12 protein-coding genes and 3 pseudogenes are annotated in these 13,828 nt (G+C 65.0%); 7 read left to right on the top strand and 8 right to left on the bottom strand.

What is annotated here, in order from left to right; genetic code table 11:
• The first annotated feature begins 45 nt into the window (after positions 1-45).
• Positions 46-336 carry a hypothetical protein gene (locus FAB82_RS09560; protein ID WP_136534317.1) on the top strand — a complete coding sequence of 97 codons (291 nt, stop codon included), beginning with the start codon at positions 46-48 and terminating at the stop codon, positions 334-336.
• On the opposite strand, the gene ligA is transcribed toward FAB82_RS09560, so the two are convergent.
• On the bottom strand, positions 329-2,431 hold the full coding sequence (gene ligA / locus FAB82_RS09555; protein WP_136534316.1) for an NAD-dependent DNA ligase LigA: 2,103 nt from the start codon (positions 2,429-2,431) through the stop codon (positions 329-331). The genes FAB82_RS09560 and ligA overlap by 8 nt on opposite strands.
• 340 nt (positions 2,432-2,771) lie before the next feature.
• On the opposite strand from ligA, the gene FAB82_RS09550 reads away from it, so the two are divergent.
• The 3 genes from FAB82_RS09550 to FAB82_RS28860 all read left to right on the top strand — a co-directional run bounded on the left by FAB82_RS09550 (position 2,772) and on the right by FAB82_RS28860 (position 4,298).
• On the top strand, positions 2,772-3,008 hold the full coding sequence (locus FAB82_RS09550; protein WP_136534315.1) for a hypothetical protein: 237 nt from the start codon (positions 2,772-2,774) through the stop codon (positions 3,006-3,008).
• Between the two features lie 264 nt (positions 3,009-3,272).
• A complete protein-coding gene (locus FAB82_RS09545; RefSeq protein WP_136534314.1) occupies positions 3,273-4,010 on the top strand; it encodes a class I SAM-dependent methyltransferase in 738 nt (245 codons plus the stop codon).
• 114 nt (positions 4,011-4,124) lie between these two features.
• Entirely contained in the window at positions 4,125-4,298 is a 174-nt protein-coding gene (locus FAB82_RS28860; RefSeq protein ID WP_168801515.1) for a hypothetical protein, read from the top strand.
• A gap of 18 nt (positions 4,299-4,316) precedes the next feature.
• Here the strand turns inward: FAB82_RS28860 and FAB82_RS09540 are convergent, their stop codons facing one another.
• The 5 genes from FAB82_RS09540 to FAB82_RS09520 all read right to left on the bottom strand — a co-directional run bounded on the left by FAB82_RS09540 (position 4,317) and on the right by FAB82_RS09520 (position 11,297).
• A complete protein-coding gene (locus FAB82_RS09540) occupies positions 4,317-5,024 on the bottom strand; it encodes a hypothetical protein (protein ID WP_136534313.1) in 708 nt (235 codons plus the stop codon).
• Between the two features lie 222 nt (positions 5,025-5,246).
• Positions 5,247-6,719 (bottom strand): ATP-binding protein, encoded by a 1,473-nt coding sequence (locus FAB82_RS09535; protein WP_136534312.1) that lies wholly within the window; start codon positions 6,717-6,719, stop codon positions 5,247-5,249.
• A gap of 140 nt (positions 6,720-6,859) precedes the next feature.
• Entirely contained in the window at positions 6,860-8,662 is a 1,803-nt protein-coding gene (locus tag FAB82_RS09530) for a hypothetical protein (RefSeq protein ID WP_136534311.1), read from the bottom strand.
• A 297-nt stretch (positions 8,663-8,959) separates the two neighbouring features.
• A complete protein-coding gene (locus FAB82_RS09525) occupies positions 8,960-9,268 on the bottom strand; it encodes a hypothetical protein (RefSeq protein ID WP_136534310.1) in 309 nt (102 codons plus the stop codon).
• 223 nt (positions 9,269-9,491) lie between these two features.
• Complete coding sequence (locus FAB82_RS09520) at positions 9,492-11,297, bottom strand: GmrSD restriction endonuclease domain-containing protein (protein WP_136534309.1); 1,806 nt, start codon at positions 11,295-11,297, stop codon at positions 9,492-9,494.
• 24 nt (positions 11,298-11,321) lie between these two features.
• Between FAB82_RS09520 and FAB82_RS09515 the strand changes: the two genes are divergently transcribed.
• Both FAB82_RS09515 and FAB82_RS09510 read left to right on the top strand, forming a co-directional pair.
• Complete coding sequence (locus FAB82_RS09515) at positions 11,322-11,471, top strand: hypothetical protein (protein WP_211116483.1); 150 nt, start codon at positions 11,322-11,324, stop codon at positions 11,469-11,471.
• 47 nt (positions 11,472-11,518) lie between these two features.
• Positions 11,519-12,112 (top strand): annotated as a pseudogene (locus FAB82_RS09510) (transposase); the annotation flags it as partial.
• A 62-nt stretch (positions 12,113-12,174) separates the two neighbouring features.
• Here the strand turns inward: FAB82_RS09510 and FAB82_RS09505 are convergent.
• Positions 12,175-12,474: pseudogene (locus FAB82_RS09505) on the bottom strand (transposase); the annotation flags it as partial.
• Here FAB82_RS09505 and FAB82_RS09500 point away from each other — a divergent pair.
• A pseudogene (locus FAB82_RS09500) lies at positions 12,466-12,615 on the top strand (VOC family protein); the annotation flags it as partial. The pseudogenes FAB82_RS09505 and FAB82_RS09500 sit on opposite strands and share 9 nt — an antisense overlap.
• 554 nt (positions 12,616-13,169) lie before the next feature.
• Here the strand turns inward: FAB82_RS09500 and FAB82_RS28855 are convergent.
• On the bottom strand, positions 13,170-13,706 hold the full coding sequence (locus FAB82_RS28855; RefSeq protein WP_425461580.1) for an ATP dependent DNA ligase: 537 nt from the start codon (positions 13,704-13,706) through the stop codon (positions 13,170-13,172).
• Positions 13,707-13,828: the final 122 nt, after the last annotated feature.

The raw sequence follows: 13,828 nt of genomic DNA, 5'->3' as shown, positions 1-13,828 counted from the left end.
GTGCGAGAGGCCCTGGCGTCTGCGTTTCCCGAGGCGCGCAAGCCGATGCCGCCCAGGAAGTCCAGTCTGGACTCGTTCAAGGGCGCGATCGATGCCATCCTGATCGCCGATCTCGACGCGCCGAGGAAGCAGCGGCAAGCCGCGAAGCGCATGTTCGACCGCCCGATCGAGGAGTGGAGCATGACCGACGTGTCGTATCCGGTCGTGGCCGACTACATCGCCGAGCGTCGGCCCCAGATCGCGTTCGAGGCCAGGGGCGAGCTGCCCGAGGCGTTCATCCGCCAGACCTACCAGCCCGGCACCGGCCTCAATCGCTCGGAGGGGACGGTCAGGTAAGGAAGTTGGCGATCCGTTCCGCGAACGCTTCAGGCGTGGCGATCTCGATGCCCAGACTTTCAGCTTTGGCACGTTTACTACCGGCTTTCGCGCCCGCGACGACCAGGCCCGTGTTCTTGGAAACGCTCGAAGACGCGCGGCCTCCCGCGCTGGCGATCAGTTCGGTCATCTCGGTCCGGGAGTAGGACTCCAACGGTCCGGTCATCCCTCCGGTTACGACGACTGTCATCCCGGCCAGAGGAAGGTCTTCACCCTGGTCCCCCGCCGCAGCCGACTTCTGGTCCTGGTCGGCATCGGCCGGAGCGGGAGGGACGAACCCGGGCTGGTCCAGGTTCACTCCGGCGGCCTTGAGCTTGTCGATCACCGGCGCCAGCTCTTCGAGCTCTGCCACGATCACGGGGGCTTTCTCTCCGCCGATGCCGTCGACCTGCTCCAGCGCTGCGGCGTCGGCGTCCTGGATCGCCTGCATCGAACCGAAGTGGGTGGCGATGCGCAGCGACATGGACCGGCCGGTGCCCAGAATGCCGAGGGCGCAGAAGATCCGGTTCAAAGGCTTGGTCCTGGCGGCGGCAATGGCGGCCAGGAGGTTGTCGGCGCTCTTCTCCCCCATGCGGTCCAATGTGAGCAGCTGCTCGCGGAAGAGCGTGAACAGATCGGCGTAGTCCTCGATGAGGTCGAGTTCGACCAACTGGACGACGATTCTCTCGCCGAGGCCGTCGATGTCGAGCGCGTCACGGGCGACCGCGTACCGGATCGCCTCGACCTGGCCACAGGCACGGCCACGAACGCACCGCCACCGCTCCTGGGACCGGTCGATGTCTGCGCCGCAACGCGGGCAGGCTGTCGGGAACTCGATGGGGCGCTCGTCGCCGGTGCGCTGGCTTGCGACGGCGCCTTCAACGCGCGGAATGACTTCACCGGCGCGGAGGACGAACACCTTGTCGCCCAGCATCAGGTCCTTCCGTCCGATGTCGGCGACGTTGTGCAAACTCGCGTACGTGATGGTGGTGCCGCCGACTTCGACGGGTTCGAGGACGGCGCGCGGGGCGATGACACCGGTCCGGCCGACGTTCCACTCCACTGCCCGCAATGTCGTGATCTTCTGCGCGGCCGGGAACTTGAACGCGGTCGCCCAATGCGGGATGCGTGAGCCCGTACCGGCTTCGTTCTGGTCGGCTCTGGAGTCGGCTTTGATGACGGCACCGTCAAGCTCGAAGTCGAGATTCGCACGGAGGGCACCGATTTCGTGGACCCGCGCAAGGACCGCATCGAGGCTCGTGCAGGCGAGCGTGGCGACCGGTGTTCCCGCAGCAGTGCCGATGCCGAGCGCGGCCAGGCGGGCGATGAGCTCCGTGTGGGTCAGGTCCGCCAGGGTCGGGTCGCTGGTGTGATCGGGGCTGGTCACCGCGTCGTAGGCGAGGAACGTCTGCTCGACCTGGTAGTCGCGGTCTTTGGCACGCAGCGACCCGGACGAGGCGTTGCGGCGGTTCGCGAACGCTTGGCCGCCGAGCGCACCTCGCGCCTCGTTCGCGGCAGCGAACTGGGCCTCGGTCATCAGCACTTCCCCGCGGACCTCGACCGTGACCGGCTCGGCGAGGGCCGCCGGTAGACCGGTGATGTGCCCGATCGTGTGCGACACGTCCTCGCCGGAGGAACCGTCGCCGCGCGTCACGAGCTGGACGAGCTTGCCCTCGACGTACCGGGCCGCGAGCGCGACACCGTCAAGTTTGGGCTCCACCGCCCATGCGGTCACCACTCGTCCGCCGAGGCGGCGCTCCAGGGACGCCGCCCAGTCGCTCAGGTCCTCGTCGGAGAAGACGTTGCCGAGCGACAACATCCGCACCGAATGTTCGACGTCACCGGTCGTCACCCCTGCCGCGACCGCACGCGTCGGCGAGTCCGCTGCAATATCGCCGGGATGCGCGGCTTCCCAAGCGGTGATGCCGCGCAGCAGCCGATCATACGTTTCATCGTCCATACCGGACTCGCCCGAGCCGTAGTAGGCGTCAGCGGCGGCACGCGCCTGCTCGACTGCCCGCCGGTACGCGCCAAGGTCCGGCAAGCTCACGGCCGCCACAGTAGAAGATTCAATCATGTCCCAATATTGTCACCTGGGTACGACAGAACATGTGCCGCCGAAAGGCCCCCAGAACATCTGACCTGCGGCGGCACCATGTGTCGGACAGCCCCCGCTGCGTGAGGTTTGCCATGCGCTCCTCACTCTTCACCGCGCCGACTACCGCCAGAACCGCCTCCCCTCCGGATTCATCCCGGACATGAAGGTCATAGACATGCGCGACCCCGCCAACCTGGTCGAGCTTCCTGTAGACGGTTGAACAGGCCGCGATTCCGTTCCAAGCTGCTTCGCTCCTGGAACAGCTAGCTGCCGGGGTGGTCGGGCGGGCAGAATCGGAGGGTGCCGAGGAGGGCCGACGATGAACGTCAACGTGGACCGATCGAGCGTCGCCGCGGGAGACGACTTCTACCCGCACGCCCAGACGATCGACCTGCCGGAATCGAGCACGATCGCCGAGGCGATCGCTCGGCGCCTGCCGCTATCCAGCGGGTCAAGTCTGAAGCTTTGCGACTATTTCCGATCCACGAAGGAAAACCCGAATGGCCGATGCCTGATGTTTCTGCTGGTAGAACACCCAGACTCTCAGACGTCCTAAAATATGGGACACTGACCAGAGGTTTCACCCCGATGGGTGAAGAATTTTGAGCCGCAGTCACTTTCGATCCAAAACTTTGGCCGGTATTTGGCCGGAAACTGCCTGACCTTGGCCGGAAGGCGGAGCACGCGTCCAGCGGTGAACAGCCTCTCCCAGTTAGAGCTTGTCTCAGTTGGTGAGTCCCACGGCGCAGTTAGTGCTGGCCATTGCAGCGGACATGCGTCAGTACTGCGTCGCTGATCCTGAACCAGTAGGCTCGGCTCGATGGTTGACGCCTGGGACGAAATCGCTGACTGGTATGCCGAGCGGCTGCATGCCGGCTCGGCCATGCATGAGTTCGCCCGAGACATACTCCTCGAACATCTTCCAGCGGACCTTGACGGCGAGCGGGTAGTCGACGTGGGTTGCGGTGAGGGCCTGTTGACGCGCGCGGCCGCCGAGCGGGGGGCGAAGGCCCTGGGTATCGATCCGGCCCAGCGCATGATCGAGCATGCACTGGCCGCCGAGGCCGCGCACCAGACTGGTGCGGAGTACGCCGTCGACGACGGCTGCACCCTCGCTACGGTCCCGTCAGGATCGACCGACTGGGTGATAGCGGGCCTGTCGCTGAACAACGTTCCCGATCTGAGCGCCGCCATCCAGGCAATCCGTCGGGTGCTGGTGGTCGGAGGCCAGGTCGTGTTCACCATCCCGCATCCGTGCTTCGAAGCGCCCGGTGCGAACTGGACGGACCAGGCGGGCTCGCCCCGTCGGGTGGTCGGTGATTATGCGACCGAAGGCTTCTGGCGTTCGACCAACCCGCAGGGTGTGCGTCGTGCCGGGAACCAGCATCGGATGCTGAGCACCTATGTCACCGCCTTGATCGGTAACGGCTTCGTCCTTGAGGCGATGGCAGAGCCCGTCCCCGATGAGAGCGTGGTCGCCGAGCAGCCCCGACGTGCCGGACTGCCGCCGTTCATTGTCGTTCGTGTCCGCCTGGACGCGAACGAGATCCCCGGTTGACGGAGGATGCTCTGATTTCGACGATGCTCTCGGGGCAAGGCTCAGCGCTGCCGCGGAGATTGGGGCTCAGAACGCGTCTCAGTCGCTGCGCATTAGGTGTGATATCACTCGGCTGTGGATGAGTTCGCCAAGCGCCTTGTGCCCGATGGGCTGTGGGAGATCGTCGAACCGCTGATCCCGGTCGCGCCGAAGCGCGTCCAGGGAGGTGGGATCGCCCGAGCTGATCTCTTCGCCGCATTCCTCGCCCTCGCAGCACCCCTCACCTGCTACAAGAAACTGGCCAACTGAGACAAGCTTAGTCGGGAGTCAAGTGACCTCAAGAGAGCCCGCCACCGCAGCGATCTTGTCGTGGTAGAGCGCGATCTTCGGCCGCGGCCCGCCGGTGGTCAGTAGGTAGCGGCGCCATCCGTCGGCTGTGAGCTGGCCTTTGATCGTTACTCGCAGCTCTACGGGCATCCGATTGCTTCGCAGTTCGTCATTCGCGCGACTGAGCGCTGCCGGTGACTGGTGCGCAAGCGCGTTGCGCACCAACCGCATGGCGAGCACTGACTTGAACTCAAACTTCCTGATATTCAGGAGAGTCTGCCGGTAATCCCCCGCCAGCCATCGCTCAGCATGCTTCCTCAAGTCCGCATACTCACGCAGAACGATATTGGCATCTTTGCTGTCGAGGATTGCGCGTGCCGAATCCATGTTGAAGTGTGACTGAGTGATCAGGGTGGCCGCCACATGGGACTTGGGCACCCCCAGCTCTCTGATCGCGTATTGCTCCAATTGGTCGGAGAGGTTTTGTGCTGCTCGGCTGGAGTCTTTATTCACCGCCGCTATCAACCAATCGGAGAAGAAAACCTCCCAGGATACCGCGAGCGCGAAGAAGGCGTCCGAAGCAACCCGTCGGCGCAGCCGCAGGTCTTGCTTGCCGAGTGCGGCGTCGATCGACTCCCAATCACCCAAGGCGTTTTGGGTCGCTTCGACGAAGTCATTGACGATGGCGTTGGGCGAGGATTTGTTCATGGATGCATGGTAGAACCAGCACCGCGTCGCGGCAGGACTCTCACAGTCTGGCGAAAGCGGCCAGTACTGAGGCGGCGTCGGCGACCGGGATCAACGCATTGAGCCAGCGGTGATGCAAGCATGCCGGAAATCGAAGGGGGTCTTGACCACAGGAGATACCTGTTCCTCCGTGGTGAATGCCAGTTTGCGGGCACATTTGAGTATGGAACGGCAGGTTCCGAGTCAATTTCCTTCCGGGTAGAGCTGTTCCAGGCCAACGAGGTGAATGCGTGAGTTGGATGCCGCCGCCGCCTGGACTCCTTCGGCGAAACCCGCTGCGCTGAAGAGCATGAGGTGGGCGTCAGCGGTGTCGAACTTCCTTTCATTGAGGAGCTCTCGGGCTCGGAGAAGCCTGTCGAGGTGGCCGGTGTCGATGATCTCGCCCCATTTCGCCTCGCCCAGGGCCAAAACCCGGCGTCGATCCGCGGACTCGGCGGCGGTCACGGCAACGTCGATCTCGATCTGCGTGCGGGAGCGAGGGTCGTTGACGACGGCGTTCCCGACCCGATCCGCGAATTCTCCGAGGATCTCAAAGTCGTGGTCCCGCACGTAGGAGCGGCAGATGCTCTCGAAGTGCGGACCCAGAATCTGGGTCTTGAAGGTGTGCTGCACCGATTCCCAGACCTGGGCGGCCCGGCCGGACTCCAGTGCCGTCCATCGTGTCCGCATGATCGCTTCGTAGAAGGTGATCAGCGGTTCACTGATGCGGTATTGGACCCGCTTGGCGCCGAAGGTGTCCGGTTGACGCTCGATGAGGCCGCAATCATCGAGGACCCGAAGCGGGTGCGCGATTTCAGCGGACTTGCGGCCGACGTAGTTCGCGATGCCGCCGTTGGTGCAGTTGCCCGCAGCGATGGCGGCCAGCACGGATTGGTAAATGGCCGGATCCCGAATGTCGGGCTCTTCTGAGAGCAGGTAGCGCGCTTCGCGGAACAGGGGCACCTGCGGGTTGAGCACGGTACGGGTGATCCAAGCGTCGAAGTCTCCCAGGTCAGTCGGGACGTCGCCGCGGTTGAACTCGTACCGGTACGCGGGGGTTCCGCCGACGACCGAATGGACGAGCATTGCGAGGCGCGGATCGCCGATGCCCCAGAACTCGGCGGCGTCGCGGTAGCCGAACGGCCTGATGATCAACTCCAAACCGGCGCGGCCGCGCAACGGTGCGGTCCCTGATAGCAGCTTCCCCATGACCGAAAGCGCCGAGCCGCAGAGGATCAGGCGGGCGCTGCTGTCGGCACCGGAACCGCCGGGCCCGAGCTCACGCTGCAGTATCGAAGGCAGCGCGGGCGAAGCGGCGGTCAGGAACGGGAACTCGTCGATCACCACCGGGCGGGGGCTGCCTTGCACACTGGTGAACATGTGACGAACCGCCTCGTCCCAGGTGTGGACGTCGGCCCGGGGCACGTGGCCGGTCTGCTGGGAGATGCTGCGCGTGAACTGGCGGATCGACTCCGCCTCGGTGGCCTCGGTCGCGCCGAAATACACCCCGTCGGCGGCCTCGGCGAGGGCGCGGAGCAAGTAGCTCTTGCCCTGGCGGCGACGTCCCAAGACGACGCAGAGCGTCGCGCCCCCCGCCGCCGACCCCGTCGCGGGCAGAAAGGCCGTGAGTCCGGCCCACTCCTGGTGCCGATCGAACACGGACGCCGGTTTCTCCATGACAACTCCCCATCTTCACTAAACCACAATTTAGTAATGTGTAGTTTAGTAGAGGTCGGGCGGCGTGGTCAAGCGACTCGCCGATCGACGGCCCCTGCCCTGACCAGCCATGGACTGGACCTGAAGGATGAAGGGATCGGTCACCGGTTGCGAGGTGGCCAGGGGAAACCGAGTGCTTCGGCGTGTTCTCTCGACCCGCCGGAGTGCCTCTTGACGGTCTTCGGGTCGGCCGACCGCAGGTCCGCCACGACCCGCTCGACGGCGGCGGTCACCGCGGTGTCGTCCACGACGACCGCGTCGGGTACCTCGAACGCGTACCGAAACTGAAGCCACGGCTGCTTCTCTTCCTCCGATTCGCGACCGGGGTAGTTGAAGTAGAACTGAACCGTTGAACGCTCACGGTTCCAGGAACTGACCCATCCGAGGCCGCATTCCCAGCGCGAGAGCAGCTCGGGCTCGGCCATGATCCGTTCGCGCAGCAGCCGCGCGGCGCGTCGGGCAGGCCATTCCCAAGTGAAGTCACTTGCAGCCCTGGCGATCTCGGTGTCATACGCAGCGGCGTCGAAACTGAAGCGAACCGGTCCCTCCTTGCTGCGGTGCGTATGCCGGACCTCCCATTCGACCAGGCCAGCCTTCTCATCTCGCCAGATCCGGGCCCGCAGGGCCCCGCAGCACCCTTCGGTGCAGTCGGGTTCGGCGAGCCGGACCTCGCGGGGCTCGACCGTGGCCCGCAAACCCCCCTGCCTCTGGAGCATCCATTCAGGGGAGTCCCCGAACCCCTGGTTGAAGAGCCGCTCGATGAGCGGGACGCCGTCGACCAGGAGCTGGGTTCGCGCGTCGCCGCCGTTTCCAGGGTCGGGGACGATGACCCGGACCGCGATCCCGGACGGCATGGTCTCCGGTTCCGCGAGCACTGCCCGTCCGATCTGGCGGCTCACCCAGATCAAGGTTCCCGAGGCCGGGTGGCGTGCCAGCGCCCGCTCGACGTCGCCGGCCACTTCCGGTGCCCTCAGCAGCATCCGGAGTGATTCGGCTGTGGCCTCGCGTTCGCCGGGGGCGAAGCCGAGCAGCGCGAACCTGCCGTAGCGGACCTCGTCCCATACTCGTGCGATCGTGACCAGGACGGCCGGGTGGCGGCTGAGGTCGCGGGGCGTTTCGGCGAGGACTTTGACGACCTTGGCGAACCCTTGGTGCCCGATGAGCCGCCGCGGTGTCCCAGGCAGACAGAGCAGCATCTCGGCAAGACTGGCTGTCTGCTTGGGCGACAAGGAACCGAGCAGTGCCTCGATGTCCGCGTCCGGCTGGCCCGCGAGTCCTTCCACCACGGTGGTGCGGTCCCGTCGGGGCGTACGCTCGGCGACCTTGAGCAGGTGCGGCGCCGATCCCGGCAGCCGCCCGAGCGCCCTGACCGCGTAGTACCCGAGGTCTTGCCCGAGCATCGCCAGTTCACGCAGCAGGTCCGCGTCGTCGCTGCGTGCGATGTCGGCCATGAGGTGGAGTCCGGTCAGGACCTCGGCGTTCGAGACGCCGTTGCGCAGCAGGTGGAGGGCGATGGTGTGGATTCGGTCGGCAGGAAGGTCGAGGTCGGATGCTTCCAGGGCCGGGGGACGCCCGGATCTGAAGGTGTTGTGCCGCAGCCGTTCGCTGAGCCGTTCAAGGTCAGCGGCCACGCCGCTTCCGGCGGGGCGCACGATGTCGGCCAGGAACGCGCGGGCGGCGCGCCGCCGTTCGATCCGGGTCTTGAGGTCCGGCCGATCGTTGAAGGACGGTTCGGATAGCGGATCGCCACTGCCGGGGAACGGCCGTCTCGCGGATTCGCTGATGGCCTTGACTTCGGCCTCGGGAAGCGGGCCTTCGGGGTATTTCGCGATGAGGTCGCGGATGCGGTGATGGACGGGGACGAGGCCGGGGTCGAGCGCACTGCGCTCGCCGGACGTCGTCATGAACCTGAGGTACTCGTTTCGTCGAACATCATGCGGGCAGCCTACCCCGGGCACGCAACACCTTTGCCGTACTCGGTTGCCCTGTCGATGGGCGTCCGGTTGGTGAATCCTGCCGACCGGAGCACTTCTCGCGGTCAAACGGTCATTGCTTGAAGCCCTTGAGGAGCGGACTCGATGTGGATGAACTCAGCGCGTTTCTGCATGTCTGACCCTGTCTCGACCGCACCGCGGGCTCTTCCACTCGGGTTCACGGGAAGAACGGCGTGTCCTCAGGAAGCACCCTCGGGCGGTGGCCTTTCAAGGCAGAGCGCACCAACTGCCGCACTTCCGGCGGATCTTCGGGCTCATGGTCAGGAAGAAGTTCATGATCAGGCCAGGGCCTTGCGAGCTGAACTTGGGCTTGACGGTGCGCGACGTGATTTGAAGGTAGTCCCACGTATCGAAGATCGCACAATGCGCTTGTCCTGTGGAGTGCCGTGAGACCCAGATCAGGCGATCACCTGGGATGAGGAACTCGCGGCCGTTGAGCGCGAGGTTGTGGATCTGCCCCAGCTCGTCGACGAACGGCATCGTGTCGATCGTCGTACGTTCGTCGAGCTCGGACATTCCGAACACGCTCTCCCGGTCCCTCGCGACTTGCAGTTCAAACTGGTCACCGGTGGTGTGCGCGTACCAGATGTCGATTATTGCGGACGAGCCCGCCGAACTCTGCTGCCGCAGTGGGATGAGGCGGTCTCCTTGGGGCAGTGATGGTTTCATGCCTTCGGAGTTTGTGCGATGTTCGCTGCTGAGCGGGGTCGAGAGGTCTCATCCTGTCAGTGTCACCGGGCTATTCGTCCTCGGTGTCGTCGACCTCGCCGACATACTCAGCGGCACGCGCGGCATCCCGGTAGCACGGTTTCCCGGTCGCGGCTTCGATCGCGGTGAGCAGCGTTTCCTCGCGGGCCCGTAGAAACGCCGTGAAGTCATCGACTCGAGGCAACTGCGGGTCGACGAAGTGCGTCCGCAACGTCGCATCCACTCGGTCCTGGTCGCCGAGAGACGGGAGGTACTTCGAAGGTGCACTTCCGCCGATCTTGCGGTTGGTGCGGCTCGACAACGGCGTCTTGTTCGCGATCCCGTTGTACGTCTTGGGATCGATGCCCTGCTCTTCGCACCATCGTTTGGGGAAGATGTGGTGGATGTCGAGGCTCTCGCCGAAGTAGGTGTCGACGTCGACGGCTTTCCCGGTCAACCAGTCCCGTGCCCCGGCCGTGAGCAGCAGCGCGTAGAGACCCTTGTAGGCCGCGCTGTTGCGGGTACGGAGCGTGGACAGACGGGAGGCGGCGAACTGCGCCTCGGTGATCGTGCGGGGCACTTCCGCAGAGCCTCGCACCCAGGCGACGACCTCAGGAAGGTCGGCCGCGAACCTGGTCTCGGTGGATCCGCCGTACAGCTCACCGAACACGCCGCACCAGAACCAGCGTGAGATCTTCGTTTGCGCCCCAGCGGATTCGGTGTCGTCCCCGAGTGCCGCGAGGATCGCAGCGAGAGGGATGATCTGGCTGCCGTAGGGCAGGAATCTCGCCTCGAAGAGCTTTTGGCCGTATAGAAACCTGGCCGCTGTCAGCAGTCCCTCGACTACGGTCGGAGCGTGGCGCCGATAGTCCTCCAACGTGAGGTCGAGAATGTCGATGCGACGACAGCCGACACGAGGGGCATTGGCCGGGTCAACGCCAGAAGCAATCGCGTCCAGCCGGTTCGCCCTGGTTGAAACCAGGGTCACCGCTTGGAGGAAATCGGTGGCTGATACTTCTTTGAGCAGGCGGTGGACGAGCGGGTCGCGCAACGACCGCTGGTGCGCTTCCCAATCCGAGCGCAGGTCGAACGACGCTGCCGCATAGATCGCGGTGAGAAGCTCGAAAACGTTCAACGGCACTGCACCGGTGTTGACGTTCTCGAAGATCTGGCAGACTGCTTCGCGGCTCGCGTTGGCCTTGAGCTCGATGAGTGGAACTTGATACTCGCGGAAGGCGCTGAGCACCTGGGACCGGAAGTCCATCCATAGGTCCATCCGCTCTGCCTGGTGGCCTGTTCCCTTGGTGTGGTCGTAGAAGCTCCGTTCCCAGGCGTCGGATTCGAAGGCGAGCCTGAGCGGGAACAGCAGCGAGTCATATTCCGCCTCCGGGGTCGAGAGGTCCTGCTCGACATCACCGCGGAAGTTCCGAACTTTCCGGTCTGCGGCGATAAAGCGGATGGCGGAATCGCGGGAACCCTTGTCGTCCAGCGCGTCCCGCATGTCGATGTAGAACCAGCCGCTGCGGCGCCGTTTCTTTTCGTCCTGTGTGATCACCGGTGCATCGCGTCGAAGCGCTTGGAACAGCGAGGTGAGACGTTGCTGGCCGTCCAAAATCAGACGTTGGGCGTTCACGTCTGCTTCGACGCCCTCGACGGGGCGCTCGGCGAACGTGACGGCGCCGCCGGTAACCAGGGTCATGATCGCCCCGATCGGAAAGCCTTCGGAGACCGAGGCGATCAGCCTGGTGATGTTCTCGACCGGCCACACCCAGCTCCGCTGGAAGTCGGGGAGTTGGAGTTCGCCTGCTTCGATCTCCTGAAGCAAGCCTTTGAGCGATTCCTTGTCACTGCGAAACATTGCTGCCGTGGCGTCCTTTCGGGGTTGACAACCAGCGGGGATCCATTATGGAACGACGACGGCACCCCGCAGGCCCTCCTGGTCTTCACCGTCGCCGAAGGCCGCATCACCGCGATCACGGCCGTGGCCGACCCGGCCAAACTCGCACTTATGGACCTGCCAGACCCAGCGTGACCCCTCAACAGAACTGGCCGCCATCCGCAAACACCAACTTTCGCGGATGGAGTATTAGCTTGACTATGCGCCAAATCGCGGCCCTGTTCGCAACATCCAAATCCGCCGTTGACCGGATCATCGACGACCTGGCCCCGAAGGGCGCACTCCGGGCCCGGCAGCGGTACGCGCCTGAAACTGTGCTGATCGTGGATGGCACGCTGGTACCCACCCGTGGCCACACTGCGGCGGCGAAGTCGAAGAACTACCGGTACTCGACTAACCACCAGGTGGTCATCCACGCCGACACCCAACTCATCGTCGCCGTGGGAATCCCGCTGCCGGGCAACCGCAACGACTCCAAAGCGTTTGGTGAATCAGGGGTCGACCACGCCACCCGCAACGGCAAGGTGATCGCCGACGGCGGATACCCGGGCACCAGGGCGATCATCCCGCACCGGCGCAAGGACAAGGACGTGCCGCTTGTCGGCTGGAAAGAGGAGCACAACGCCTCCCACCGGCACGTGCGTGCCCGCATCGAGCACACCTTCGCACGGATGAAACGCTGGAACGTGCTGCGAGACTGCCGCCTGCGCGGTTCGGGCGCCGCCGAGGCCATGGCCGGCATCGCGCGCCTCCACAACCTCACCCTCGCGGGCTGAACTAACGAGACCACCGCGATCCCCCGCCCCACGACCACTTACGGGACTCTCAATGGGTTTTGTCAAGTAGGCCGAGACGGTGGCTCCAGGCTGAAGGTGCGGTTGTCGCGCAGGAGCGCCCAGCGGACATCGACCCTGCGGCGGGCCAAGGCTATGACGGCCTGGACGTGGCGGCAGCCCTCAGCGCGCTTCTTCAGGTAGAAATCCCTATTGGGACCGGTGCCGATGATGCTGGCCTGGGCGGCCATGTGAAAGACCCAGCGAAGCCGCCGACTATAACGTTTGGGCCGGTGCAGATTCCCAGTGCGCCTATCGAAGTCGCGAGGGACGGGGACCAGTCCCGCCGCTGAGGCCAGGTGCCCGGCATCGGCGACGAGCGGTGGGCCCGGATCAAGGCGGAGGCGGAGCGGCTGACCGAGGCCGGCGCGACAAAGCTCGCGGAGGAGACTCGCCACCATGTCGTGATGGCCGATCCCGAGGGGAACGAGTTCTGCGTCGGCTGACGGTCCACCGGGAAAGCCCGATCGGCGGGCTCGGACCGGCGGCTGGCCCGACGGCGCCGAACGGGGCCGAGGCGGAATCCTCAGTCGGGCTGCACCGCGTGCTTGTCCTCCGCGTACAGGCGGTATCGCGTTCGGACTCCGTTTTGGGCCCCCACGCCGACTACGCCGGCGCCGACAGCCACCCATGCCGCAATCGCGACGATCAACCTGGCGGAGTCCTCCGGCGACAAGTTCTCGGTTGCCGGCGGAGGGTCCCCCGATATGTAGAAGAGTACCGAGAATGTCACTATCCCCGCCATCGCCAGGGCCGCCGACAACCAGCGCATCTTTCGGATGCTGCGGAGACTGCTGACGCGAAGCGGGACACTGGCGTCGCATCGCACGCAGCGGACCTCCACGATGGCGGAGCCGGTCTCGGGCCGACGCACCCGTTCGGATCTCTCGGGGAAGATGAACAGCGGCGAGCTTCCACCGTGGACCGTTGTGCTGTAGTTTCCGGTCGGATGCCCGACCTTGAACGAGACGTACGCATCCGCGTGCTGCATTCCGTACCGTCACCTCCCGGCACGCCCACCATAAGCGGCGTCGCTCGGGACCCCTCCCGGGCGCGACTTCGGGCGCCGTGCCGAGGTGCTTCCCGGGCTCGAAGGGCCGGACGCGTCACGATACCGCGGAGGTTCGAGCCCCAGACGTTCTAGAGGCAACCGGGGCCGAGCCTGGGCGATTGGATGACAGTTCCGGAAGTCAGCTCTGCGGAGGTCACTGGTTCGGGCTGTGGGAGGGCGGAAACTGCGCTCCTGTGGATGAGCCTGCGTACCAACTGGATAGGGCCGATCATGCTGCCTTGCCTCCCTCATCCGACGCGAGCTTTTCCGAGGACCGCTTGATCCCCCGCAGGGGCCGACGATCGACGGGGCAGTACGTGCCCCTGGCCGGTGGTGCGGGTGATGGTGAGGAAAGCGAGCGAATGCAAGGTTTCGCCCGAGCTGGTCGAGGCGCACTCGCATGAACTTGGGCTGGCGTAGCCGCCCGTCCGGTTCCCGGGAGGCAACGGTGACCTCTGCTTGCAGTTCCGGGCGCACCCACTGCACCGATTCCGGCGGTGCACAACAACCTCCCTGGTCGTGGCACACGAAACAAGCTCACTGCACGTTTTGTGAATTTCGTGAGCGCTGATGGTCTCCTTCACAGAGGTTGAGACCAACTTATGCTC

It is taken from the genome of Glycomyces buryatensis, assembly GCF_004912275.1.
In the GTDB taxonomy this organism is placed as follows: domain Bacteria; phylum Actinomycetota; class Actinomycetes; order Mycobacteriales; family Micromonosporaceae; genus Glycomyces; species Glycomyces buryatensis.
This window is presented reverse-complemented; position numbering and strand designations above follow the sequence as displayed.

Excerpts from the sequence above, each read along its gene's own strand:
- FAB82_RS09560 (WP_136534317.1), top strand. The coding sequence starts at position 46 with ATGCCGCCCAGGAAGTCCAGTCTGGACTCGTTCAAGGGCGCGATCGAT.
- ligA (WP_136534316.1), bottom strand. The coding sequence starts at position 2,431 with ATGATTGAATCTTCTACTGTGGCGGCCGTGAGCTTGCCGGACCTTGGC.
- FAB82_RS09550 (WP_136534315.1), top strand. The coding sequence starts at position 2,772 with ATGAACGTCAACGTGGACCGATCGAGCGTCGCCGCGGGAGACGACTTC.
- FAB82_RS09545 (WP_136534314.1), top strand. The coding sequence starts at position 3,273 with ATGGTTGACGCCTGGGACGAAATCGCTGACTGGTATGCCGAGCGGCTG.
- FAB82_RS09540 (WP_136534313.1), bottom strand. The coding sequence starts at position 5,024 with ATGAACAAATCCTCGCCCAACGCCATCGTCAATGACTTCGTCGAAGCG.
- FAB82_RS09535 (WP_136534312.1), bottom strand. The coding sequence starts at position 6,719 with ATGGAGAAACCGGCGTCCGTGTTCGATCGGCACCAGGAGTGGGCCGGA.
- FAB82_RS09530 (WP_136534311.1), bottom strand. The coding sequence starts at position 8,662 with ATGACGACGTCCGGCGAGCGCAGTGCGCTCGACCCCGGCCTCGTCCCC.
- FAB82_RS09525 (WP_136534310.1), bottom strand. The coding sequence starts at position 9,268 with ATGTCCGAGCTCGACGAACGTACGACGATCGACACGATGCCGTTCGTC.
- FAB82_RS09520 (WP_136534309.1), bottom strand. The coding sequence starts at position 11,297 with ATGTTTCGCAGTGACAAGGAATCGCTCAAAGGCTTGCTTCAGGAGATC.